Origin of the sequence: Sulfolobus acidocaldarius DSM 639, assembly GCF_000012285.1 — an archaeon.
In the GTDB taxonomy this organism is placed as follows: Archaea; Thermoproteota; Thermoprotei_A; order Sulfolobales; family Sulfolobaceae; genus Sulfolobus; species Sulfolobus acidocaldarius.
This window is the reverse complement of the sequence record NC_007181.1, coordinates 1,090,220-1,113,790: the sequence shown is the minus strand read 5'-3', so window position 1 is coordinate 1,113,790 and position 23,571 is coordinate 1,090,220. Positions and strand designations below refer to the sequence as shown.

The 23,571-nt window shown below is 40.5% G+C and carries 23 protein-coding genes, 2 tRNA genes, 2 rRNA genes and 1 pseudogene; 16 read left to right on the top strand and 12 right to left on the bottom strand.

Annotation, left to right across the window (positions count from 1 at the left end; translation table 11 throughout):
- Window positions 1-63 precede the first annotated feature (63 nt).
- From SACI_RS06250 to lysS, 4 genes are read left to right on the top strand one after another with little or no spacing between them, the layout of a single operon-like run.
- Complete coding sequence (locus SACI_RS06250; protein ID WP_011278147.1) at window positions 64-243, top strand: chromatin protein Cren7; 180 nt, start codon at window positions 64-66, stop codon at window positions 241-243.
- Window positions 244-278: 35 nt separating this feature from the next.
- The gene (gene pyrH / locus SACI_RS06245) at window positions 279-962 is read left to right on the top strand and encodes a UMP kinase (RefSeq protein ID WP_011278146.1); all 684 of its coding nucleotides are present in this window, start codon (window positions 279-281) and stop codon (window positions 960-962) included.
- A gap of 5 nt (window positions 963-967) precedes the next feature.
- A complete protein-coding gene (locus SACI_RS06240) occupies window positions 968-1,243 on the top strand; it encodes a hypothetical protein (protein WP_011278145.1) in 276 nt (91 codons plus the stop codon).
- Between the two features lie 40 nt (window positions 1,244-1,283).
- Window positions 1,284-2,690, top strand: coding sequence for a homocitrate synthase (lysS, locus tag SACI_RS06235; protein ID WP_011278144.1), 1,407 nt, complete (start codon window positions 1,284-1,286; stop codon window positions 2,688-2,690).
- A gap of 10 nt (window positions 2,691-2,700) precedes the next feature.
- Here the strand turns inward: lysS and SACI_RS06230 are convergent.
- A tRNA-Leu gene (locus SACI_RS06230) sits at window positions 2,701-2,784 on the bottom strand.
- An 81-nt stretch (window positions 2,785-2,865) separates the two neighbouring features.
- On the opposite strand from SACI_RS06230, the gene SACI_RS06225 reads away from it, so the two are divergent.
- The 5 genes from SACI_RS06225 to SACI_RS06205 all read left to right on the top strand — a co-directional run bounded on the left by SACI_RS06225 (window position 2,866) and on the right by SACI_RS06205 (window position 10,498).
- Window positions 2,866-4,167, top strand: a complete 1,302-nt coding sequence (locus SACI_RS06225; protein ID WP_011278143.1) for a hypothetical protein — start codon at window positions 2,866-2,868, stop codon at window positions 4,165-4,167.
- A gap of 37 nt (window positions 4,168-4,204) precedes the next feature.
- Window positions 4,205-4,867, top strand: a complete 663-nt coding sequence (gene rpiA / locus SACI_RS06220) for a ribose 5-phosphate isomerase A (RefSeq protein WP_011278142.1) — start codon at window positions 4,205-4,207, stop codon at window positions 4,865-4,867.
- A gap of 295 nt (window positions 4,868-5,162) precedes the next feature.
- A 16S ribosomal RNA gene (locus SACI_RS06215) occupies window positions 5,163-6,656 on the top strand.
- 201 nt (window positions 6,657-6,857) lie between these two features.
- A 23S ribosomal RNA gene (locus SACI_RS06210) occupies window positions 6,858-9,896 on the top strand.
- The 16S and 23S rRNA genes sit together here, the layout of an rRNA operon.
- A gap of 59 nt (window positions 9,897-9,955) precedes the next feature.
- Window positions 9,956-10,498: an LOG family protein gene (locus SACI_RS06205; RefSeq protein WP_011278141.1), complete on the top strand. Its 543-nt coding sequence runs from the start codon at window positions 9,956-9,958 to the stop codon at window positions 10,496-10,498.
- On the opposite strand, the gene SACI_RS06200 is transcribed toward SACI_RS06205, so the two are convergent.
- Together SACI_RS06200 and SACI_RS06195 are read right to left on the bottom strand one after the other, a co-directional pair.
- Window positions 10,495-11,907 (bottom strand): hypothetical protein, encoded by a 1,413-nt coding sequence (locus tag SACI_RS06200; protein WP_015385593.1) that lies wholly within the window; start codon window positions 11,905-11,907, stop codon window positions 10,495-10,497. The genes SACI_RS06205 and SACI_RS06200 overlap by 4 nt on opposite strands.
- 4 nt (window positions 11,908-11,911) lie before the next feature.
- Window positions 11,912-12,619, bottom strand: a complete 708-nt coding sequence (locus SACI_RS06195) for an ABC transporter ATP-binding protein (protein ID WP_011278139.1) — start codon at window positions 12,617-12,619, stop codon at window positions 11,912-11,914.
- A gap of 261 nt (window positions 12,620-12,880) precedes the next feature.
- Between SACI_RS06195 and SACI_RS06190 the strand changes: the two genes are divergently transcribed.
- The 4 genes and pseudogenes from SACI_RS06190 to SACI_RS12240 form a co-directional block, all read left to right on the top strand.
- Window positions 12,881-13,282, top strand: a complete 402-nt coding sequence (locus tag SACI_RS06190; RefSeq protein WP_011278138.1) for a hypothetical protein — start codon at window positions 12,881-12,883, stop codon at window positions 13,280-13,282.
- A 33-nt stretch (window positions 13,283-13,315) separates the two neighbouring features.
- Entirely contained in the window at window positions 13,316-14,005 is a 690-nt protein-coding gene (locus SACI_RS06185) for a TatD family hydrolase (RefSeq protein ID WP_011278137.1), read from the top strand.
- A gap of 2 nt (window positions 14,006-14,007) precedes the next feature.
- Window positions 14,008-14,754, top strand: a complete 747-nt coding sequence (locus SACI_RS06180) for an SDR family NAD(P)-dependent oxidoreductase (RefSeq protein WP_080504016.1) — start codon at window positions 14,008-14,010, stop codon at window positions 14,752-14,754.
- A 164-nt stretch (window positions 14,755-14,918) separates the two neighbouring features.
- Window positions 14,919-16,322, top strand: a pseudogene (locus SACI_RS12240) (Kelch repeat-containing protein); the annotation flags it as partial.
- A gap of 32 nt (window positions 16,323-16,354) precedes the next feature.
- Here the strand turns inward: SACI_RS12240 and SACI_RS12235 are convergent.
- The 3 genes from SACI_RS12235 to SACI_RS06170 all read right to left on the bottom strand — a co-directional run bounded on the left by SACI_RS12235 (window position 16,355) and on the right by SACI_RS06170 (window position 17,147).
- Entirely contained in the window at window positions 16,355-16,567 is a 213-nt protein-coding gene (locus SACI_RS12235) for a hypothetical protein (RefSeq protein ID WP_048054398.1), read from the bottom strand.
- Between the two features lie 318 nt (window positions 16,568-16,885).
- Entirely contained in the window at window positions 16,886-17,017 is a 132-nt protein-coding gene (locus SACI_RS12330) for a hypothetical protein (protein WP_257719744.1), read from the bottom strand.
- Between the two features lie 33 nt (window positions 17,018-17,050).
- Window positions 17,051-17,147 (bottom strand) — tRNA-Pro (locus SACI_RS06170).
- Between the two features lie 185 nt (window positions 17,148-17,332).
- Between SACI_RS06170 and SACI_RS06165 the strand changes: the two genes are divergently transcribed.
- Window positions 17,333-17,542: a hypothetical protein gene (locus tag SACI_RS06165; RefSeq protein WP_011278134.1), complete on the top strand. Its 210-nt coding sequence runs from the start codon at window positions 17,333-17,335 to the stop codon at window positions 17,540-17,542.
- On the opposite strand, the gene SACI_RS06160 is transcribed toward SACI_RS06165, so the two are convergent.
- From SACI_RS06160 to thpR, 3 genes are read right to left on the bottom strand one after another with little or no spacing between them, the layout of a single operon-like run.
- Window positions 17,526-18,134, bottom strand: a complete 609-nt coding sequence (locus tag SACI_RS06160) for a serine/threonine protein kinase (protein ID WP_011278133.1) — start codon at window positions 18,132-18,134, stop codon at window positions 17,526-17,528. The genes SACI_RS06165 and SACI_RS06160 overlap by 17 nt on opposite strands.
- Window positions 18,119-19,369 carry a CCA tRNA nucleotidyltransferase gene (gene cca / locus SACI_RS06155; RefSeq protein WP_011278132.1) on the bottom strand — a complete coding sequence of 417 codons (1,251 nt, stop codon included), beginning with the start codon at window positions 19,367-19,369 and terminating at the stop codon, window positions 18,119-18,121. The genes SACI_RS06160 and cca overlap by 16 nt, the downstream gene beginning before the upstream one ends.
- Window positions 19,329-19,916 carry an RNA 2',3'-cyclic phosphodiesterase gene (thpR, locus tag SACI_RS06150; RefSeq protein WP_011278131.1) on the bottom strand — a complete coding sequence of 196 codons (588 nt, stop codon included), beginning with the start codon at window positions 19,914-19,916 and terminating at the stop codon, window positions 19,329-19,331. Before thpR ends, cca begins: the two co-directional genes overlap by 41 nt.
- Window positions 19,917-19,943: 27 nt before the next feature.
- On the opposite strand from thpR, the gene SACI_RS06145 reads away from it, so the two are divergent.
- Together SACI_RS06145 and SACI_RS06140 are read left to right on the top strand one after the other, a co-directional pair.
- On the top strand, window positions 19,944-20,480 hold the full coding sequence (locus SACI_RS06145; protein WP_257719739.1) for an AAA family ATPase: 537 nt from the start codon (window positions 19,944-19,946) through the stop codon (window positions 20,478-20,480).
- Window positions 20,480-20,917 (top strand): RNA-binding domain-containing protein, encoded by a 438-nt coding sequence (locus SACI_RS06140; protein ID WP_011278129.1) that lies wholly within the window; start codon window positions 20,480-20,482, stop codon window positions 20,915-20,917. Before SACI_RS06145 ends, SACI_RS06140 begins: the two co-directional genes overlap by 1 nt.
- On the opposite strand, the gene rnz is transcribed toward SACI_RS06140, so the two are convergent.
- The 3 genes from rnz to SACI_RS06125 are packed head-to-tail and all read right to left on the bottom strand — an operon-like array spanning window position 20,898 to window position 23,553.
- Window positions 20,898-21,776 (bottom strand): ribonuclease Z, encoded by an 879-nt coding sequence (gene rnz, locus SACI_RS06135; protein ID WP_011278128.1) that lies wholly within the window; start codon window positions 21,774-21,776, stop codon window positions 20,898-20,900. The genes SACI_RS06140 and rnz overlap by 20 nt on opposite strands.
- The gene (locus tag SACI_RS06130; protein WP_011278127.1) at window positions 21,776-22,681 is read right to left on the bottom strand and encodes a DNA methyltransferase; all 906 of its coding nucleotides are present in this window, start codon (window positions 22,679-22,681) and stop codon (window positions 21,776-21,778) included. Before SACI_RS06130 ends, rnz begins: the two co-directional genes overlap by 1 nt.
- Entirely contained in the window at window positions 22,678-23,553 is an 876-nt protein-coding gene (locus tag SACI_RS06125; RefSeq protein ID WP_011278126.1) for a ribose-phosphate diphosphokinase, read from the bottom strand. Before SACI_RS06125 ends, SACI_RS06130 begins: the two co-directional genes overlap by 4 nt.
- Window positions 23,554-23,571: the final 18 nt, after the last annotated feature.

Genomic DNA, 23,571 nt, shown 5'->3' with positions numbered 1-23,571 from the left:
ATCCATTAACTAAACTATGAAAAGGTTTTTAAAGTTGTCTAATAGACTATATTAATGATAGTTATGTCGGAGAAAAAAAGAGTAAGAGTGAGAACTCCTGGAGGAAAAGAGTTAGAATTAACGCCAGAGAAAACTTGGGTTTTAGCACCTAAAGGGAGAAAAGGTGTAAAAATAGGTTTATTCAAAGACCCAGAAAGTGGCAAATATTTCAGGCATAAATTACCTGATGACTATCCAGTGTAAACTTATTATAAAATCCACCATATATTTTTTGTGAGATGAAATTAACGTTAAAAGTAAGTGGCAAGTTTTTTGATGAAGAAAATTCCGAAAATCTAAGTCTGTTGAGAGATGTGATTATTGACCTTGTGAATAATGGTCATAGGGTTGCAGTTGTCACAGGTGGAGGAGGTACTGCAAGGCGCTATATCAGTATGGGCAGGAAACTTAACCTAAATGAATCTCACCTTGATATTTTAGGAATTTTGGTATCCAGACTGAATGCCCAATTATTGCTTTTCTCACTTGATAATATTGCCTATCCTAAAGTCCCGGAGAGTATTGAGGACTTTAATGAAAGATGGGCTAGTGGAAAAGTAGTTATAACAGGTGGATTTCAGCCTGGTCAATCTACAGCAGGTGTGGCTGCACTGGTAAGTGAGATAATTAATGCTGATTACTTAGTTTTAGCTACAAATGTAAATGGTGTGTATACGAAGGATCCACAAAAATTTGTTGATGCAAAACTGCTGCCTAAATTAACAGTTTCTGAACTAAAGACTATATTAGAGGGTTCTCAATCTGTAAATGCGGGAAAATATGAATTATTAGATCCATTAGCCATAAAAATTGTAGAAAGATCTAAAATAAAAGTTTTAGTAATTAATTTTAAGGACTTGAATAAGTTGCCAAACATCCTTAAAGGAAATGAGATTCTAGGGAGTGTTGTAGTACCGGAGTGATAAATATGTCAATTTTGGATCAGGAGGAATTTCAGGAACTAAATAAATATAAAGGTAGATTAGATGTGGATGTTATAAGGAATATATTGGAAATGATAGAAGATGATTACAGAAAAAGCAACAATATTCTTTCCTCTGCTATCTATGCATACTCTGAGAACATACAATTTGTTAAGCAGAATAAAGCATTTTTTGATTTGTTGTTAAAAATATTGCAAAAATATGCGAATAAAATAGGTCTTGAGAACGTTTCAACATTAATAATAACTGTTCTATCTTAGTTTGTTTTTCGAACTTCTCTTTACAGTTTTATTTATAAATATGTTACCTAAAAAGAAACTACACATGAAAGTTGGTATATTAGATTCAACACTAAGAGAAGGAGAACAAACACCCGGAGTTGTATTTACTACTGATCAAAGAGTAGAGATAGCCAAAGCTCTCTCTGACATAGGAGTACAAATGATTGAAGCTGGTCATCCGGCAGTTTCACCGGATATCTATGAAGGAATTAGAAGAATAATAAAACTGAAAAGGGAAGGGGTAATAAAATCTGAGATAGTCGCGCATAGCAGAGCAGTAAAAAGAGATATAGAAGTAGGTGCCGAAATAGAAGCAGATAGAATAGCCATCTTTTACGGTATAAGTGATACTCATTTAAAAGCAAAACATCACACAACTAGAGATGAGGCATTAAGATCTATTGCAGAAACAGTAAGTTATGCGAAGAGCCACGGTGTAAAAGTGAGATTTACAGCAGAGGACGCTACCAGAGCAGATTATCAATATTTGTTAGAGGTTATAAAAACAGTTAGGGACGCTGGTGCTGATAGGGTAAGCATAGCAGACACTGTAGGCGTCTTATACCCTTCAAGAACGAGAGAACTATTCAAGGATTTGACATCTAGATTTCCTGATATCGAATTTGATATTCATGCTCATAATGATTTGGGAATGGCTGTGGCTAATGTATTGGCAGCAGCAGAAGGAGGAGCTACTATAATTCATACTACCTTGAACGGTTTAGGGGAAAGAGTTGGTATAGCTCCCTTACAAGTGGTAGCTGCTGCATTAAAGTATCACTTCGGAATTGAAGTTGTAGACCTAAAGAAACTTTCTGAGGTGGCAAGCTTAGTAGAGAAATATAGTGGAATCGCCTTACCTCCTAACTTTCCTATAACTGGGGATTATGCCTTTGTTCATAAGGCTGGAGTCCATGTAGCAGGTGTGTTAAATGATCCGAAAACTTATGAATTCTTACCGCCTGAGACTTTCGGAAGGAGTAGAGATTACGTAATTGATAAATATACTGGAAAACACGCCGTTAAAGATAGGTTTGATAGACTAGGAGTAAAATTGACAGACAGCGAAATAGATCAAGTATTGGCAAAGATTAAATCTAATCCGAATGTAAGGTTTTACAGGGATGTCGATTTACTTGAATTGGCTGAGTCAGTTACTGGAAGGATTTTGAAACCTAGACCACCAGAAAATATAATGGCGTTAATTTCTGTGAAGTGTGATTCAAACGTTTATACAACATCAGTGACTAGAAGAATCGTATTGATTGAAGGCGTTAGGGAAGTGATGGAGATTTCAGGAGATTACGATATATTAGTTAAAGTAGAAGCGAAGGACTCCACAGAGTTAAATCAGATAATAGAAAGTATAAGGGCAGTAAAGGGAGTAAAATCTACACTCACTTCACTAATTTTGAAGAAGATGTAAATAAGGGGGATGCGGGGGACGGGATTTGAACCCGCGTAGGCCTTCGCCAGCGGATCTTGAGTCCGCCCCCTTTGACCAGCTCGGGCACCCCCGCAACTAAAAATAATAGTTGTTTAGTCTTAAAAAGCGTTACTTTCGCTCATCACCATCTGTTTATTAAAACAAGAATTCAAACATGAAGAGAAGGAAGAAGGGAATATCGACAATACTTGGAGCTTTAATATTCTTACAAATTTTAGTTATATCCATTTCCATCCTTATAGTAGCTCAGAACAAGATGGCTAATGCTACTCAACAAATTTCAAACAAACTCGACTTTTATGCCCAAAGTTCTCCTTTAACTATAGTTCAAAACAACGGAGGATATTTCTTAGTTAGTACAACGCCAGGGGAAAGAATCACATACGTTATTTATCCTGATGGTAACATAAAAGAAGTTAATATTCAATTACCTTCACAATTATCCACAATTTTAAACGGAAGTGAATGGGCAGTAGTAATTACAAATATGGGAACATGGTTTAACGTAACTAATATAAATTCCTTAGACGGAGGAGACCTATCACCATCTTCTTTAATCTCCCCCCTTTATAGCAATATGGGATTAGTGGTTGGTTATAATCCATTACCTGAAACGTATTTCACTCCATCAGTGGTTAAATCAATAAACGTATCAACTCCTTGGAATGAAAGATACGAATATGGTCTTACAGGAACTATTAACACTTTTTATGCATGGGGTTTTTACGGATTTTATTCACCATACTCCTCCTACTCTCTAGATAAAAACGCAACCTTAATATTTCCTATTAAAGGTAATTGGTTAAATATAACATTATATCACAATCCATTAGCTTATGATAAGTATCATTACCCAGGATATACAGCCTGGTATAATTTATATACTAATTATTCAGACCCGATAACCCTATATCTACCCTTTTATGTTAACGGAACTCCTGAATACGTTAAGATTCCATGGAAGACCTACACAGTTGTTACCACTCAATATGATACAAATCCTCTCTTCTTCGTTCCATACTTTAACTCGCCAGGAGCAGATATCAGAATAAGTGTGTACCCATCTCCACTAGTATCACTTTCAAACAACACAGTCAAAAACATCTCCTTAATGTGGGGAAATAGCCCATTGGCAAGTTGGTATTACTCATACTGGTGGTGGTACGGTCCATCACTAAACACACAGACAATTCAATTATTTCCGAATGTCCCTTGGAATTTCACTAAAATTGCGATAAACCCATCACGTGATACCATGCTACAATATATTTGGTGGAACAACAGCTGGATATTGGTATCAAACTGGACTTTCGCTACAGGTAATTGGATTTTACACAGTAATGGCTACACTCTACCATCTATAACCTCCCTATACAACATGAACTGGGTTCCCGGCTATCCAGGCTATATTGTGGTAACAGGTGCAGACTATATTATCGACGTCTCAACAGGTTAAGACATTATTTTTATTCTTATTTTTCACTTAACCCGTTATGGATCCAAAAGAAATATTATCTCAATACGTCTCCAAAAGATTAACAGGTTATAGTATAATAGGCTTAGGTACAGGTAGAACAGTGAAGAAATTAATAGAACATTTAGATCGAGAAGGCATTCTTAACCAGTTTAAATACATAGCTAGTTCAATTGATACTGAATTGGAAATATCCCAGAGAGGAGGTTTAATTTTATCATTGTACTCAGGGATTCAACCGGATATATACATAGATAGTTTTGACGTAGTTACAAAGGATAAAGTAATGGTTAAAGGTGGAGGCGCAGCATTATTGAGAGAAAAGATTTTGACTACTTTTTCTAAATCATCCCTCTTTATAGGCGAGTATAAAAAACTAGTAAAGATAGAGCAGCACTCAGTGAAGGTACCCGTAGAGATAGTTCCAGTATCTATTATGTATATTTTAAAGAAAATTAATGAAATAGGCTTTAAAACCAGTATCAGAGAGGGAACAGGAAAAATGGGAGGAATAATAAGTGACAACGGAAATATGATAATAGATGTAGAGGTAAGAATAAATCAGCTTTGCGAGTTTGACAAAACCATAAAAAGCATACCCGGAATAATAGAAACAGGCGTTTTTTGCAATAAATATGATGTGGTACTTGCAGACGAAGATGGTAGGATAGAAATACTCTAAGATATTTACATGATTAAGTAAAGATAACGTAAAGCGAATTCAGCCTTTTTTTTAAATGATATGGTAAATTCATGACATATATAGTATCGGAAAACACACCATAATATATCGACGTAAGTTTTATATATTGTAGTTGTACAAGATATATTTCGCGGACAACCCCCCGCGGGGCACAAAAACCGCGCGGGGGGATGAAGCTTATTCATGGAGGGATGAGAAAGCTGAGGGGTCTAACCTCAGAAGTCTCATTCCTGACAGGGGAAGATTACGGGTGGTGAAAAGCCCTCCCGCCCCGATTCCGGTTGATCCTGCCGGACCCGACCGCTATCGGGGTAGGGATAAGCCATGGGAGTCTTACACTCCCGGGTAAGGGAGTGTGGCGGACGGCTGAGTAACACGTGGCTAACCTACCCTCGGGACGGGGATAACCCCGGGAAACTGGGGATAATCCCCGATAGGGAAGGAGTCCTGGAATGGTTCCTTCCCTAAAGGGCTATAGGCTATTTCCCGTTTGTAGCCGCCCGAGGATGGGGCTACGGCCCATCAGGCTGTCGGTGGGGTAAAGGCCCACCGAACCTATAACGGGTAGGGGCCGTGGAAGCGGGAGCCTCCAGTTGGGCACTGAGACAAGGGCCCAGGCCCTACGGGGCGCACCAGGCGCGAAACGTCCCCAATGCGCGAAAGCGTGAGGGCGCTACCCCGAGTGCCTCCGCAAGGAGGCTTTTCCCCGCTCTAAAAAGGCGGGGGAATAAGCGGGGGGCAAGTCTGGTGTCAGCCGCCGCGGTAATACCAGCTCCGCGAGTGGTCGGGGTGATTACTGGGCCTAAAGCGCCTGTAGCCGGCCCACCAAGTCGCCCCTTAAAGTCCCCGGCTCAACCGGGGAACTGGGGGCGATACTGGTGGGCTAGGGGGCGGGAGAGGCGGGGGGTACTCCCGGAGTAGGGGCGAAATCCTTAGATACCGGGAGGACCACCAGTGGCGGAAGCGCCCCGCTAGAACGCGCCCGACGGTGAGAGGCGAAAGCCGGGGCAGCAAACGGGATTAGATACCCCGGTAGTCCCGGCTGTAAACGATGCGGGCTAGGTGTCGAGTAGGCTTAGAGCCTACTCGGTGCCGCAGGGAAGCCGTTAAGCCCGCCGCCTGGGGAGTACGGTCGCAAGACTGAAACTTAAAGGAATTGGCGGGGGAGCACCACAAGGGGTGGAACCTGCGGCTCAATTGGAGTCAACGCCTGGAATCTTACCGGGGGAGACCGCAGTATGACGGCCAGGCTAACGACCTTGCCTGACTCGCGGAGAGGAGGTGCATGGCCGTCGCCAGCTCGTGTTGTGAAATGTCCGGTTAAGTCCGGCAACGAGCGAGACCCCCACCCCTAGTTGGTATTCTGGACTCCGGTCCAGAACCACACTAGGGGGACTGCCGGCGTAAGCCGGAGGAAGGAGGGGGCCACGGCAGGTCAGCATGCCCCGAAACTCCCGGGCCGCACGCGGGTTACAATGGCAGGGACAACGGGATGCTACCTCGAAAGGGGGAGCCAATCCTTAAACCCTGCCGCAGTTGGGATCGAGGGCTGAAACCCGCCCTCGTGAACGAGGAATCCCTAGTAACCGCGGGTCAACAACCCGCGGTGAATACGTCCCTGCTCCTTGCACACACCGCCCGTCGCTCCACCCGAGCGAGAAAGGGGTGAGGTCCCTTGCGATAAGTGGGGGATCGAACTCCTTTCCCGCGAGGGGGGAGAAGTCGTAACAAGGTAGCCGTAGGGGAACCTGCGGCTGGATCACCTCATATATTTACTCCCCCGCTAATTGGGTGGGAGGGCTTCACTAAAACTCGTAATCTTCCCTTTTATAGATGCAGTTCTCCTCTTGGGCCAGAGGGGAATGAAGTGCCTAGGGCCCATTTGGCAGAGACATACAAATATGTCTCTGCCAAGTTAGGGCTCAATGAGGCTAGTACTAGGTAGCCACATTATAGCCGTCTAGGAGTTCTACCCAGGGGCCGAAGCCTCCCGGTGGATGGCTCGGCTCGGGCACCGAAGAAGGGCGCGGCAAGCAGCGAAATGCTCGGGTGAGGCGCAAGCAGCCGTTGACCCCGAGGTCCCCTAATGGGATATCCTGCCGGGTTTCCGGCGCTCCCGGTTTATAACTGGGAGTGGGAACCCCCCGAACGGAAACATCTTAGTAGGGGGAGGAAAAGAAATCAATTGAGATCCCCTGAGTAGGGGCGACCGAAAGGGGGACAGCCCAAACTAAACCTGCCGATGATAAGTCGGTGGGGATGTGGTGTTACGACCTCTAGCCTGAGGTTCGACCTCGGCTTTCCTAACCTATCTAGCCGAACTCCCCTGGAACGGGGGGCCATAGAGGGTGAAAGCCCCGTAGGCTAAAGATAGGTGGAAAGTGGCTAGAGGTAGAGTACCATCCCCTGGTTTGGGGGTGGGAAGTTAGGGGACACGTGCCTCTAAGGCTAAATATGTCCCGAGACCGATAGCAAACTAAGTACCGTGAGGGAAAGCTGAAAAGAACCCCGGAAGGGGGAGTGCAAAGAGCCTGAAACCGGGTGGTTATACAGGGTGTGGCTCGAAAGAAGTGAACCCTTCCGAAGGAAAGGGGCGCAAGCCCTTAGTACGAGGAAGGGCGATCGGGGTCACGCCTTTCGTCTTGAAACACGGGCCGGGGAGTTCACATCAGTGGCGAGCTTAAGGAGATTATCTCCGAAGGCATAGGGAAACCAAGTGCCCGCAGCCTAGTTTCTAGGCGAGGGGCAGGGTCTGTCAGGGCCTGAAGCCACTGATGTGAGGCTAGAAACCGGGCGATCTAGTCCGGGGCAGGCTGAAGGTGGGGGAAACCCCACTGGAGGGCCGAATAGGGGTTCTGACGTGCAATTCGTTCCCTTGACCTCGGACTAGGGGCAAAAGACCAATCTAGCCCGGTGATAGCTAGTTCCCCCCGAAATGCGTCCTAGCGCAGCCTCCCTAAAGGCAGCTCGCGGGGTAGAGTGACAGATCGGGGGCTCCAGGCGAAAGCCTGGGGCTTCCGGTCTAACTCCGAACCCACGAGCGCCGAAGAAGGGGGGAGTGGGTCACTCGGCGTAAGGTTGGGTGGCAAAAGGGGAACAACCCAGACCTGGGTTAAGGCCCCAAAGTCCCGGCTAAGTGCCAACGAAAAGGCGTCTCCAGCCTTAGACAGCGGGAAGGTGGGCCCAGCAGCAGCCATCCTCTAAGGAGTGCGTAACAGCTCACCCGCCGAGGCTGGAGGCCCTAAAGATTGGTCGGGGCTCAAGCCGGGCGCCGAGACCCAGGAGGGGGTCTCTACTAGAGATCCTCTGGTAGGGGGGCGCTGTGATGGGGTAGAAGGTGGGTCGTGAGATCCACTGGACCCGTCACAGGTGCAGATCCCGGCGGTAGTAACAGCGAAGGGGGGTGAGAATCCCCCTCGCCGGAAGGGCAAGGGTTTCCCGGCAACGTTCGTCAGCCGGGAGTTAGCCGGTCCTAAGGTAGGGCCTAATAGGTACCTACCGAAAGGGAAAGGGGTTAACATTCCCCTGCCTCCCGGGTAGGTGCGGTAACGCAAGCCAGACTCCTGACGGATTGGGGTAGGGAGAGTAGGACCACCGTCCTACCCAAGCACTCAAGCCCTTGGAGAGCCGTAACGGTGAGAAGAGGGCGAAGGTGTGATGGGCCTTCCGTTAGGAGGGTTCTCCTGATCCCTAGTCCCCATGAAAAGGGAGTCTGGAACGATCCCGGGAGACCGTACCTAGAACCGACACTGGTGCCCCTGGGTGAGAAGCCCAAGGCGTCTGAGGGGTAACCCAGGCTAGGGAACTCGGCAAATTAGCCCCGTAACTTCGGGAGAAGGGGTGCCTATCGTGGTTTAACAAAGCCACGATAGGTCGCAGTGACCAGAGGGACCTGACTGTTTAATAAAAACATAGGTCCCCGCTAGCCCGAAAGGGTGTGTACGGGGGCTAAATCCTGGCCACTGGTGGTTGGTTAAATCCGGGTTCAACCGGGCGAAGCCCCACCGAAGGCCGGGGGTAACTCTGACCCTCTTAAGGTAGCCAAATGCCTTGCCGGGTAAGTTCCGGCGCGCATGAATGGATCAACGCGGTCCCTACTGTCCCAGCCTGGGGCCTCGTGAACGCCCTGAGCCGGTGCACAGTCCGGCATCTCCCTACACCGAGAGAAGACCCCGTGGAGCTTCACCGCAGCCTGGCGTTGTCCCTCGGGCGTTTATGCGTAGAGTAGGTGGGAGGGGTCGAACCTGTCCTTTCGGGGGCAGGGGACCCGAAAGTGAAACACCACCCATGGACGCTCGAGGGACTAACCTCTCGAAAGAGAGGAACAACGTCAGGTGGGCGGTTCGGCTGGGGCGGCACTCCCGCGAAAAGATAACACGGGAGCCCAAAGGTCGGCTCAGGCGGTACAGAACGCCGCCGTAGAGCGCAAGGGCAAAAGCCGGCCTGACGTGACCCTTCCAAGTACGGGGTCACGACGCGAAAGCGGGGCCTAGCGAACGCTCGTGCCCCCACACGTGGGGGCCGGGCATGACAGAAAAGTTACCCCGGGGATAACAGGGTCGTCGCGGGCGAGAGCTCACATCGACCCCGCGGTTTGCTACATCGATGTCGGCTCTTCCCACCCTGGAGGTGCAGCTGCCTCCAAGGGTAGGGCTGCCCGCCCGTTAAAGGGGAGCGTGAGCTGGGTTTAGACCGTCGCGAGACAGGTCGGACTCTAAGGGTAGGGAGTGCGGACCGCTTGAGGGGAAGGAACCCCTAGTACGAGAGGAACAGGGTTCCGGGGCCTCCAGTTTACCGGTTGTCCGGTAGGGCAATGCCGGGCAGCCGCGCCCTGAGGGGTAACCGCTGAAAGCATCTAAGCGGGAACCCCTCCCCTAAAAGAGGCGGTCAGGCGTTAGCCGGGGCCTTCCCCTAGAAGAGGGGGTTGATGGGGTGGGGATGTAAGCTCCAAGGTTGTAAGACCGAGGAGTTTAGTCCGCCACTCCCAATCAGGCTCCCCCCTGGTGGGATTCCTAGGCGGCTATGTGAAAGTTACCTAGTACTAGCTGAGAGCTCATATTTCTGGTTATGTTTCAAATTGGGTTTGCTGCTCATAGTGGGCAGTATCCAGTAGACCTTAGAAGTAAGGTAAGTCAGTTAATGTTATTGTTGAGGAAATATTGTGCTCAAAAAAATCCAGTAGTCCTCGTGGGAGGATACTGGGGTTTAATGAAGGATATTGTGGATTCTGCTATTAGTAACTTTTTAGATGTTCTCGTATTTCTGCCAGTGGAGAGAGAAATTGAGAATTTACCAGATAAGGTTTTTAAGATATATACTGGAGTGGAATTTAGAGCTAGATCGGTGATGCTTGTTCGTTCATCAGATGTTCTAGTTGCATTGGGAGGGGGAGTAGGGACTGAGATTGAAATTTTAATGGCTTATGCAATGGGAAAGCCCGTATATGTTTTAACCGGATCAGGTCTGTATACTGATAAACTTAAAGAAGCGTTTCCGGACTTTTTTGATGAAAGGAAGATTGTAAAAGTATTCTATTCGAGTTCTGTAGAGGAGATCGCAAAGGGCGTATGCGAATCAATAAGTGCCTCCTCCAGAACGAATTACGGTTAAGAGGAATAGATTATATTCTTCTCAATAGTCTTTTTCCAGTACGCTTGAGACAACATTATGGGTAAAGCAAGTATCGCTGAGTAGATTACTGAAGCTATTGTAAAGGTAATCAATGAGGAGGGTATTATATATATAGTCATTAATAACGCAATTGGTATGAGTATTAATATAGATGCTAAAAACGAACCTAAGCTCAATGTTGGTATTTGTTGCTGTCTCTGTGGATAAAATCTTGCATTTATAGCCATGGAGAAAATTATGAACGATGGTATGTTTAATAAGACCATAAGGATAGTTCTAGGGTCTGGGAATAGAAATGTAAATGGGAGCAGAAGTATTATCACGGTAAGCGCTTTGGAGAATAGGAGATATCTAGCTAATCTTAATGGTGAAAATATTGTGGCATAAAGCCATATTGGTTCCATAATAAATATTGAGCTGGTGAAAAGTGAGGCTATTGATAACGCCGATAAGACCAAGAAGATACGAGTTAAAAATAGGTCTGGTATTATATGATATTTTGAGAATATAGCCAATGTTAAAGCAATTACTATTGTCACTGGTAGTATTTTCCAAATTTCAATCCTTTTTGTTAGGAACGTGGGTACACCAAATGCAGTGTATGCTCTTCCACCTAACTCCAGTATTAACAGATTCCTTTTTAAGAAGGCTAAGAATGGGTGCAGGTTTTTGAATGAAATGTTATTTTTGATTATTATGATTTCTTTTGGTCCCTCATACATATTTATGAATTGGGATAGATTAAACCTATATATGGATAGAATGGTTACTGTAATTGTAAAGATAGCCAGTATAATAAGTGATTCTTGCTGTCTACTGTAAAGTGCTAGTAGGGGGCTAATCGGTAGTCCAAGTATCCCCGAATTAAACCATAGTAAAAGGATTATTATGAGTAATGCTCTCTGTATTCTCGTGAATTTATATACTAGGATAGGTAAAGATCTTGTCAGGAGAGATAATAGTACAATAATTTCTATTGACGCTAATAAGTCTCCATAGTTTGCATATATGGGTAGAAGGATGTAAAATAGTAGTAAGTTAATGAGTGTGGAGCTTATTGTTAGTGAGATGGTTATTTGTTTCTGTGATAAAGGAAGCTGAAGCAGGAAGTCTATGTCGCTCTTAGTTAGTAGTCCAAACCGAGGGTTGAGTAATGGTAATATGAGTATTATGGATGTGTAGATTATCGTAAAGGAATTGTAGAATGTTTGCGAAGGATCATATGCAAAAGATCTATGAAAATTTTCTTGGACGTAAAAACGGGGTGCTGATAGCATTGAGGAATATATGCTAGTTAAGGTTGAAAGTAATCCTAACAATATGTATAGTGTTAGAACCGTCTTAGGTATTCTTGTGAACAGGAAGAACTTTACAAGTTTTGAAATCAATTACTTACACTCCCATTAGTTTTACTACCACACTTTCTATTGGCTCATCTTCTCTACCTAGGGATTTTAGTTGTTCAATTGACCCTACCCATACTACCGAACCATGGGAGATAACTATCACATGGTCTGTAAGTCTTGTGGCAATTGACATTATATGAGTAGAGATTAAAAATGTAGCATTAACGAGTGTTTTGAGGTATTTTATTACTCTTTCTTGTGTAGGTATATCAAGGTAGTTTAATGGCTCGTCAAGTAGTATTATCTCTGGATTGTGTAGCAGGACTAAGGCTAAGGCTAATTTTTGCTGATTACCCCTTGATAATTTTCCAGCCTGCATCCTTTCGTAAGGTCTCAAATCTAGTATATCTATTAAATTTTCAATCCTGCTTTGTCCATCCCTTAATCCCCTCAATGAGGCTATATATTCTAGGTTTTCCCTAACAGAAAGTATTCTATACGGCGTTGACTCTTCAGGTAAATATCCTAAGATTCTTTTTACATCTGTCGATGTCGGTTTCATACCTTTGATATATACTTCTCCACTATCCTGAGAAAGTAATCCAGCTAGAATTTTCATGGTTGTTGATTTTCCCGCCCCGTTGGGACCTAACAACGCATATCTACCACCACATGGCACAGAGAAGGAGATGTTATTTAATGCGACAACAGCGTCAAAACGTTTTATTACGTTATTCAGTGTTATACACTCCATATAATTTGATACTACAGAGCGATACTATTTTGTTTTTTGGTTAGTCAATAGTTATAGAACACAAAATGGAAATCCGAATGCGGTAAGTATATCACGTATCTGTAGATCAATGTTGTTCAATCTGACTTCCTTCTCACCATAAATGGCGAGGCTTTCGTTATATAGTAATACTTTAAGTTATTAGTTCTAAAGGGTAAGTTATTAGGATATTACTTGATATTTTGTTTTATAAACTGTTTGTAATCAAGCTTTGTAACAGATATGATAGGTAAACTGTTATTGTTTATGATAATAGTGATTATCGGGATCCTGGCATTTGAGTATCTGCCAAGGGTTATACAGACTAATAATGTGTTAGTTACAACCAATGTTACTACACACACTTCTGTTAGCGAGATTAATAACTTCACAGTTACAATTGAATCTAATAGTACAGTATCTATTTATACAAAGTCATTTTCATTAAGTAAGCCAGTGAATGTGACGGTAATCTTATCTTCAGACAAGCCACTAAACATAACTATACTAAATAACGGTAAAGTAGTTCTTTCTGAATACTTAATGAAATTGAATAAATCGTTCTCTAATATCAGTGGTGTTCTCACCCTTAACTTATATAATTTTAATTCCACCGTGAGATTAAGCGTGATTTCGTCAAGCTAAGCTTTTTACCTGAAAATTTTGATTCTTTTTTATATGTACTACGATGCTCATTGTCATTACATCTCTTTACGAGGTAAGAAGTATGATGAATTTATAATAGCAGCTGTTTCTATGGATTATGACTCGTCGTTAAGTACAGTAAGCCTGAAAAACGAGAAGATTTTGGTCGGAGTTGGTATACATCCATGGAATGTTCATAATGAGAATTTAGACAGAGTTTTGGAATTAACTGAGAAAGCTGACTTTATAGGAGAGGTGGGTCTTGATTATAGGTATGCAAAAGCTGATAAAGAGTCGCAAATAAAGTACTTTCAGGCGTTTGTGGATAGAGCAATAGAAGAAGATAAGTTAGTCAATGTTCATGCTCTCGATGCATGGAGAGATTCCTTTAACATATTAACCAGGAGTGGAGTTAAAAGAGCTATATTCCATTGGTATACTGGACCAGAGGACTTATTGAAAGATATTGAAGGTGCTGGTTATTACATAACAATAAACCCCTCTGTATCTTTTCAGCAAAAACATTTGAGGGTATTAGAAAAGGCCCCCTTAGAGATTATTCTAACCGAAAGTGATGGAGGATATGAGTATAGAGGTAAAATGCTTGAACCTACAGATATCCCTATAGCTCTAAAGATAATCTCTAAGGTCAAAGCTGTTGAAGAGGAGGAATTAAAACGTATAATAGAAAGGAATTTTAAAAATGCATTTGGTGGTGATTAGAGATATCAAGTGGTATAGCAGTTGTTACTGGAGCTTCTAAAGGAATAGGTAAGTCTGTGGCAAAAGCACTTAAGGGTGAGGGTTATACTGTTGTGTCATTATCTAGGTCGAGGTCTGAAATAGGAGATTTAATCTATGAAGTAGATGTAACTAATAGGGAGGAAGATTTTAGAATAATAAATGAGGTACTGAGTAAGTTCGGTAAGATAGACGTCTTAGTTAATAATGCAGGTTTTGGAATCTATGGGTCCTTTCTTGAAACGTCTCTTGACGAGGAGGAATATATGGTGAAAACTTTGTTCTTAGCTCCAATTTACTTTACTAAAGCTGTATTACCACATATGGTTAAGAGAAGAAGCGGAAGTATCGTAAATATAGTTTCAGAGGCTGCATACGTTACTACTCCTAAGTTATTGATCTATTCTGCTGCTAAATCTGCTTTAGCCAGTTTTACTAATGGATTATGGGCTGAAATGAGAAAGTATAATGTTAAAGTGAGTGGAATTTATCCAGGACCGGTTAAAACTAACTTTACCTCACACCCATCTTTTAGTAAAAATACAGCATCAATTTTTGATAAATATGCTGTAGAACCGCAAGAGGTAGCTAATGCGGTTATAAAGGGGATAAAGACCGGTAAAAGGGAGATATATGTGCCGTCTAAGCTAAAGATTGATCCCTATATTCTTAAACTTTCTATGGCTTCCCAGAGTTTCACATATGGGATAGTTTCGAAATATTTTGGTTAGAATGTAAATCCGATATTTTGTGTATGCGAAAGTTATAGTATATTTTAAGATTAAATGATACTCGTTATAAAATCTTCATTTTATTACAATCATTTATTAAAGAATAATGAAGATTAAAGTAAAGACCCTTCAGTTTTATTAATTTTGTTATAAAGGAATTAAGTATGCGTGTATTATGCTCTATTAGGACTCTACTATTGCTATTGTTGGTTGGGTTAAGTTTTGTAACTTTAACATCAGGTGGTCTAATATTTCCAACTTCTACCCTACCAAATTTACCAATACCATTAAGCCAATCAACTGCAGTATATTATAATGGGAGTATTTACGTTATAGGTGGCTTGACTTCAGGTGCGCTCTTTGTCAGTTCAGTATATGTTTTTCAAAATGGGAAATGGATTGATGGTCCTCCTTTACCTTTTCATTTAGCTGAAGCTGGTGGTGTAGTTTTAAATAATAACATCTATGTTGTGGGCGGGCTAAATGAGAGCGGAATTTTTGGTGGTATACTTGTATTCAATGGAAATAGTTGGTATACTATTTCTACTTCAATGCCAGTTCCTGTTTATGGCGCGGTTGTTTTTGCATATAATAACCAAATATATGTGATTGGTGGTATGAACACAACAGGTTTTACTTTAAGCCCACCATCACGTTTGATTCAGGTATACTCATTAAATACTAACTCGTGGAGGATAATAGGTTATGCACCAGAACCGATGGGGTATTCTGGCTACTATTTTAATGGTAATGCCCTATATGTTGTAGGAGGTTATATAGGTTATGCTAGTGGATCAAACCAGGTATATATGTATTTTCCTTCCAATAACACTTGGGTTTCATTACCTCCCCTGAAAACTAATGTGTATGCTAATGCTGTTGGATATTACGGTGGAATTCTCTATGGTGTAGGCGGTTATTATTACAATAGTCTAGGTCAATTCATACCAGGTGCTATATACTATATGAACACTTCATGGAAGCTATCTGACTTTAACGAGAATATACCTACCGTATATAGTGCATATGTTCAAGTAGGAAATAAGTTATATATCATTGGAGGCCTAGATGCAAGTAAGGGTTTTGTAGCTACTTCAGCTTTTCAGGAGGTATCACTAATTCTTCCACCACCAAAGCCTGTAATTAGATTCGCTCAGGCTGGTAATAATAGTATAAGTTTATCTTGGTATGATACCAACACAAGTGGTTACTATATACAGTGGTGGAGTTCTATAGATAATAACAAGTCTACCATAAATGTAGGCAATGTTTCTTCTTATCTTTTCATTAATTTGACCAATGGTGTGACGTATTATTTTAGAATTATACCGTACAATCAAGCCGGTAATGGTACAAGCTCAGATATTATTTCCTTAACACCTGGAGCTGTTCCTGATTCGCCGTCTGTGAAGGTGATTGTTGGGGATAGGAACGCTACAGTAATATGGTCTAAACCATATAATGGAGGTTTTCCAATTCTAGGTTATTATCTTACAGTAAAAACAGATAATTCGTCATACACAATAAATGTAGGTAATGTAAGTAAATACACTCTTACTAACTTAACACCAGAAGTCCTATATGAGGTTATGGTTGTAGCTTACAATAAGCTTGGAAATAGTAGTCCTGGTATAGTTAATTTCGTCGCATTAACCACAGCATCTATATCAGTAAGTGTATACAAAAAGGTCAATGGTGTTTTAATTTCATGGAATAAAACTGAAAATACTACGTATAATTTACTTATATCCGATAAGAAGGGAAAGATTATAGTAAATATTACGACTACGAATACTTCGTACTTTGCGTACATTCCATATGGAATATATAATGTGACTATAAGGGCTACAAACCAAGTAGGAACTAACTCTACATCTTTTCCTATAGTGTTTTATATACCACCATTCATTCCATTGGTAAAATTCTCCATAGGTAATAATTCTATTCTGAATTTAAAATGGAATAATGTCACCGGTGCCACGTTCTACTTAGTTTATGTTAATACGACCTTAATAGCTAATGTTACTACGGATTCATATTCGCTGAATCTAACTCCAGGCTTCCATGTGATAAGAGTAGTAGCAGCTAATCCAATTTATAATTCTTCACCCGCTAGTTTGGGTATATTAATTCAACAGCATAGTGTGACTTCTAGCATCACCACAATCAATACGATCATAGATACTGTAACTACTGTGATGTCGGGAATTAACATTAAGACTGCTGTTATTATAATCGCTGTTGTCATAGTGGTCTTAGCCATTATAGCTTTCCTTCTAAGAAGGGGAGGTGGTTATGGGGCCGCCGGGATTTGAACCCGGGACCACCAGCGTACTGGTGGTTAGGGAAATATCCCCAGGCTGGCATCCTAGTCCAAGCTAGACTACGGCCCCACTCTAACTTAAAAGTCATTTAAGGTTTAAAAATTAATGCTTTTATAATACTATTACTTTCGGCATACTCTCTAACATCCTTTCATTTTCCTTAAATTCTTGTCTTATACATTAGGTTAAAGTGGTAATACATGGTGTTCAGAATATATAAATAAACTGAGAAGATTTACAAAGGGATTGAGCTGATGCCGGTAAAATATGTTTGCAGAAATTGTGGATATACACTTTATAACTTTGATAAAGTGGGGCAAGACTTTTATGGCGTTAGAACACCCTCAGAGATACGATCAATATTTGGTGGTAAGTGTCCGAGATGTGGTAAGCCCTTAAATGCTCCCGCAATTGAGGATGTCAAGATCATTATGAAAAAGAAGATCACTATAACAATAGAATGATTTTTTCTAAAGGATAACCAAGTGAATACATTTTTGCAAGTTCATATCTTTTGAACCAAGATAAGATGGAAGTCACATTTTTAGGATTTGGTTTAATAGTTGCTGAATCATAATCAATTATATACGCATCTTTTTCATTAACTAATACATTCTTGTAGGGTCTCGATAATTCTTTATGTTCTATTCCCTTTAGCTCTAACATTCTCGCCTTCATAAGTATTTTTCTAATGGTTTCGATATTCTCTTGCCTAGTTAAATGTCTTCCCCTAATGTACTCCATCAATATGAAGTTTTCTCCATAAAGATAAACTTTTGGTGAAACTGGATAGGCAAGTTGTTGGATTTTTGCCTCAATCTTTAATGTTTCTTTTGGCGAGTCAGTCCTTCGAATTTTAATTACCTTATTCTCGTCGAATAAAGCTACTATTCCAGTTTTTCCCTTTCCTATCACATTTATATCTGGTCTTAACTTAACATATCCGAAGGAATAGAGTGAGTTTATACCATTTGCCCTTAGTTCTTTTTCAATCTCTGCAGAGTATAAAGGGTAAATAAAATATTTAATGTCAATACTTTTCATGTCTGCATCCATGTAGGTCTCTTCCTTAGAAATTTATGTAATTCTTTGTCGTCCTGATTTATCTCAGAAAGCCACGTCATTTCCACAGAGAAATTCTCCTTAAAACTTAAGTTATTCAGTACAATTTTCTCTAGGTTCGTTTCTCTTCTTTTCTTAAGCGAGTATAATCTTCCGTCTTCTCCTACCCAAACATACTTGTTTTTTCTCATGAAATTATCTACACCATTCACGTAAAAGTAAGGTCCTTGATTTAAGTAATATCTGGAGATATTCTTGTCTTCGATTTGAACAGCGATTTTAACTGTTTGAGAGTTTCCCCATGCTCCTATGTCTATGAGTGAAAAACCTGCTGTCTTTATGGCATTCTTTAATTTTTCCACGTTCTTCCATACTTGTCCCCATATTATATCCTCTACACTTTTTTCCTTAAATTCAACCTTAATTAATAAGATATCTCCTATAATTTCCTCTGCCTTGATCTCAGTGGGAAAGAAAAACTCTATGGATGGTCTTTCAATGAAAATTTTTGATGCTAATGAAAAGACCGCAATATTCCTTAATGATACAGCTGATGCAGTATTTCTTTTAGGATCTACGGGATCTGGTATTTGTAATGGTTCATCAAAGTCTCTTTTTGGTTCAACTAGATTTAGTTTTATGGGTGGCTTCCAGGTCTTTGCACTTTCTAACACTTTTCTGAAATTGCCATAATAGATAGTTAGTAATTCTGCCACATATCCAGAAAAGCCTTTTACCTTTATTTCAGCTCCATAGACTCCTATTCCTTTCATAAATTGTTTTAATAGTCTCACTTCATCTTTTCCCTTTTCATCTAAGTGAGTGGTCACAAACTTAGTATGAAATGGAGTTCTATCTGCTGCAGTTATTACATCCTCTCCGCTATCTATCTTTAATGCGGGTACAACGTCTACTTCTACGTTATTTATTTTCAGAATAAGGTAGGGATGTTCTGCAAATGCAATTTCGTAATTTAGATCTTGAAATAACTGAATGAGTTCTTTGAGAGATTTTTCCCTTAGATATTCTTTTCCTACTTCTTTTGGATAAAATACAAAAATATCAATATCAGTGTCTCCCTTAAGCCAAGTACCTTTTCTAAAGGAACCTTGTATTTGTGCATCAAATCCCTTTAACCTGGATAAGACTTCCTCAGCCACTTTCTCTAATCGTTCTCTGTCTTTATCATCAGGTCTTATTAGTTCTAAAACTTTCTCCTCCACTGACATTTGACTCCACTTCCAGTAAAGGTTCGTATATGGGACCTTTTTGTGTTAACGTACTCTTATATAAAGTAAATTTCTCCACAGTAAATTCTCCGAAGTCTGTGCCTTGGTACTCATTTATGACTTGGATTAGATTTTGCATATTTCTAGGTCCTCTAACTCTTCCTATTGTTAAGTGGGGCGAAAATTCTTTCTCTTCATCTGGTCGAATTCCTCTATTAACTAACTCTTTATAGATCGAGCCACGTATCATTCTTAACTCAATTGCCCCTTCATCTATTCCTACCCAAACTACTCTGGGTTTTCCAAGACTTGGAAAAGCTCCTGTACCGTGGAGCCTGACCTTAAATTTGTTAAAGGAAATTCTCTTTAATCCATCTTTTATTAATTCCAATTTATTTTCATGTACCTCTCCAATAAATACAAGTGTAATGTGGATATTCCAAGGTTCTACTAGTTTAATATCAGCCCCAGTTCTACTTATAGCCTGCATTAACTCGTTTATTTTTTCATAGTTTGGCACATTAATACCTGTGAAAAGTCTTAGCAACTTTAAATTCCCCTATTCTGACATTTTCTGTGGTCACTAATTAAAATAATTGCAATTACCGGTATGCCTGGTTCTGGTAAGGGGCAGTTGAGCGACTTATTTCGGAAAAGAGGAATAAAGGTCATTGTAATGAGCGATGTGCTCAAAGAGAAATATTATAGAGATGCTAAACCGGGTGAAAGACTAATGGATTTCGCAAAGAGGATGAGAGAAATATTTGGCAAAGGCGTTGTAGCGAAGCTCTGCATAGAGAAATTAAATGGGACAGAAGACGTAGTTGTCATAGACGGGGTAAGAAACTGGGAGGAAATTGAGGAATTCGAAAAGGTTGGAAAAGTTATAATCATAGCTGTTCATGCATCACGTTCTGTCAGATATAGTAGATTGATGAATAGGGGAAGAGAGGACGATTCTACGAGTCTACAGGATTTAATGAAGAGAGATTTTGATGAGTTACAGATGGGTATAGGTACTGTCATTGCTCTGGCAGATTATGTTATTACTAATGACTCGAGCATAGAGGAATTTAATAAGAGAGCGGAAGATTTAATCAATAGATTATAATGACTAGGGTAATAGTGGAGGCTGTAGTTAAACCCTCAGAAGATAAGGACAAAGTTATTAACGCAATACGAAATTTCTTTGATTTTGATAAGATTAGAGAAGAAGAACATGGTATGGAAAAGCTACTTATAGCTGAGTCAAACAGCCTTACATCACTGCTAAAACTTCATAGATTATTGAGAGAACAGAGGATACTTGATGCCGCAAGAAAGTACTTAATGAAGAGTATTGTTGGGTCGAGAATAACTTTTATGCTGAATAAACAAGTTGCAGCTATAGGCAAATTATCATTTATAGATAAAGAACACGAATCGCCTTTAGGTCCCATAAAAGTCACTATCGATTATAAGGATCCAGTGATAGTCGTAGATTGGTTGACGCCCAAAACCGCAAAGGGTGTTCCGTTATGGGAAAACGCTATTCCTCCTGAAGAATAAAATATGATAACGGTTCAGGTAAAAATGTTCTTTCAAATATCTTCTTTGCTTCTTTAAGCAAAGGTTCAGTGGTTTGATATCTTCCACTTATATGGTATAGGGCTAGCCTCTTTACATCAGCCTTTGAAGCTATTTCAGCTGCATCGGTACAATTTGAATGCCCGTAATCATGGGCTTCCCGTTCATTAAGGAATGTGGAATCGTGAATCAGTAAGTCAACTCCCTTTATTGCATTCAATACGCTATCGCATGGTGCAGTGTCCCCTGTATATGCGATGCTTAATCCTTTCTTCACGTACAAATAGTCTTCAGGTAGAAAGACTTTTGTATCTATTTCTACTCTTTTCCCCTCTTTCAGTTTTCTTATAATTCTCCAGTCTGTTATCCCCTCTTTCTTTAACCTTTCCGCATCTACTTTTGTTTTATCCTTCTCCTTTATTAAAAAGCCATAGGACTCTATTGTGTGACATGTCCTAAATGTTGTTATAGTTAAATTTTGATCCTCATAACTTTGTATAAATTCGGTTTCGAATCCTGGTTTAAAGTAAGTATGTTTGGAGCTTGATTTTAAGTAATCCTGTAAAGTTGTGGGTCCCATTAAAAGAAGCTTTTGTTGTCTCGAGTACATAGCCATAGTTTGGATGATTCCTGGTAATCCTAATACATGGTCGCCATGAAGATGAGAGATGCCTATTAAGTTAAGTTTCATGAAGCTTATCGAGTGTTCAATCATCTTATTTTGGGTTCCTTCGCCACAATCTAATAGTATTTCAAAGCCCTCTCTCCTTATTAATATTCCTGGAAGCCCACGTTTGTTGGGTGCTCCTCCGCCAACACCTATGAATATTATCTCAAACATTACTTTCTTACAACATATATAGCCCTGCTTAAACTTTTATGCTCATATACAGTGTGAATTTTTATCTGTTTAAATCCATAACTCTTTAGAGTATCTCTCCAATCAAACCTAGAATCAGTGGTAAAAATTAAATTTTTTGTAACATTTGATGCCTCTGCAAAGAAGTTCTGATAAAGTTCTGATAATCCTTTGGGAGTAAAAGATCTACCGTAAGGTGGATCTGTAACTATAGCTTCACTTCTTGTTATGGGTAAGGTATTAGTATCTGCATGTATTAATTCACATTCATAATGAAAATAATCCAGATTAATTTTAGTATTTTTAATCATTTGTTCATCTATATCTATGCCAATACATTTAAGTCCTAACCAATTGGCTTCAATCAGTATAGTACCAGTTCCTACAAATGGATCCAGCACATTAGACCTAGATCTGGAAAGATTTATCATAAGCCTTGCCAGTTCGACGTTAAGTGATCCAGATCTGGTGTAGGGACGTTTTGAATGTCTAGCAATACTTTCTGTGTCTTTTTCAGCATATCTTTCACCAACTACTATTTGTCCTTCAGAAACTATTACATCTAATTTATTACATCTTTTCGATAGATTTATAGACTTAATTAATTCCTCATAGACGTTTTTCGCATATTCTTTATCTTCTCTAGAAGGGACGTGAAGATCAACGGAGTAACAGTTACCCTTTATATCTCCCTTTATCTTTTCAATATCATTACCTACACTTATCAATTTGCCTGATACTTTAATAAGAGCTGATCTTTTTGCTATATACGGATCTCCTTCGTATAATGATATCCCATAAAAATAGGAAATGTCTTTACCGTTTAGTGCTCTTAGTTCGTCTAACGCTAAAAATATATTACTTAGATTTAAGATAGCGTAGTTCATATTTTTCTCGCTATTGATTCTGATACGTCTACTATCGTTACCTTACTCGTATCTTGAGGTATGGTATTGGTTGTTATAATTTCCTTTATCCCTGCGTTAATCAATCTATCATAAGCATTCTCGACGAATAGGGAGTGGACTGCAGTGGCTATTACTTTTTTTGCTCCTTTTGAGTAAGCTATTTGTGAGGCTTGAACCATGGTACCTCCTGTACTTATTATGTCGTCAACAAGAATGACCTCCTTGCCATCTAGTCTTAAATCTGGCAAGTTCGTGACTCTAACTTCTCCTGTGGTTAGATCTCGCTGTTTTTCTAGGTAACTATAGTCACACCCAAGTTCTTGAGAAAGTCTTTTTGCTCTGTTTAATGCCCCCTTATCTGGGGCAAGAACAAAAGGATTAGTCACTTTCCCATTTATTACCCTCGCAATATCCGGTATAGGATCTGCGATTTTTACCTCCCCATCAAAGTACTGTAATTCTTCATAATGATGAGGCTCTACTACCATTAATGAGGTTGCGCCTGTCTTTTTGATTAGATTAAGGACAGTTTTTGTACTAACGGCTTCTCCTTCCTTGAATCTTCTATTTTGCCTGGAATAAGCTAGATATGGTATAATTACTGTTATCTTATTAGCTTTCATATCGTTTAACGTTTCCAAGATGAAGAATAGCTCTACTAGATGTTTATCCTGCGGTGGATATAATGACTGTACTACTAGAACGTCCTCTCCCATTAACCTCTCAGGAATTCTAATGTAAGATTCTCCGTCGGGAAAAACTTTATGCTCTATTTTCACTAGCCTGGATACTAGCAATTTAGATAATCTTTCATCTATCCAGTTTGTTGCGGTTCCACCTATGATAATCATTAAAGTATTTAATTCTAA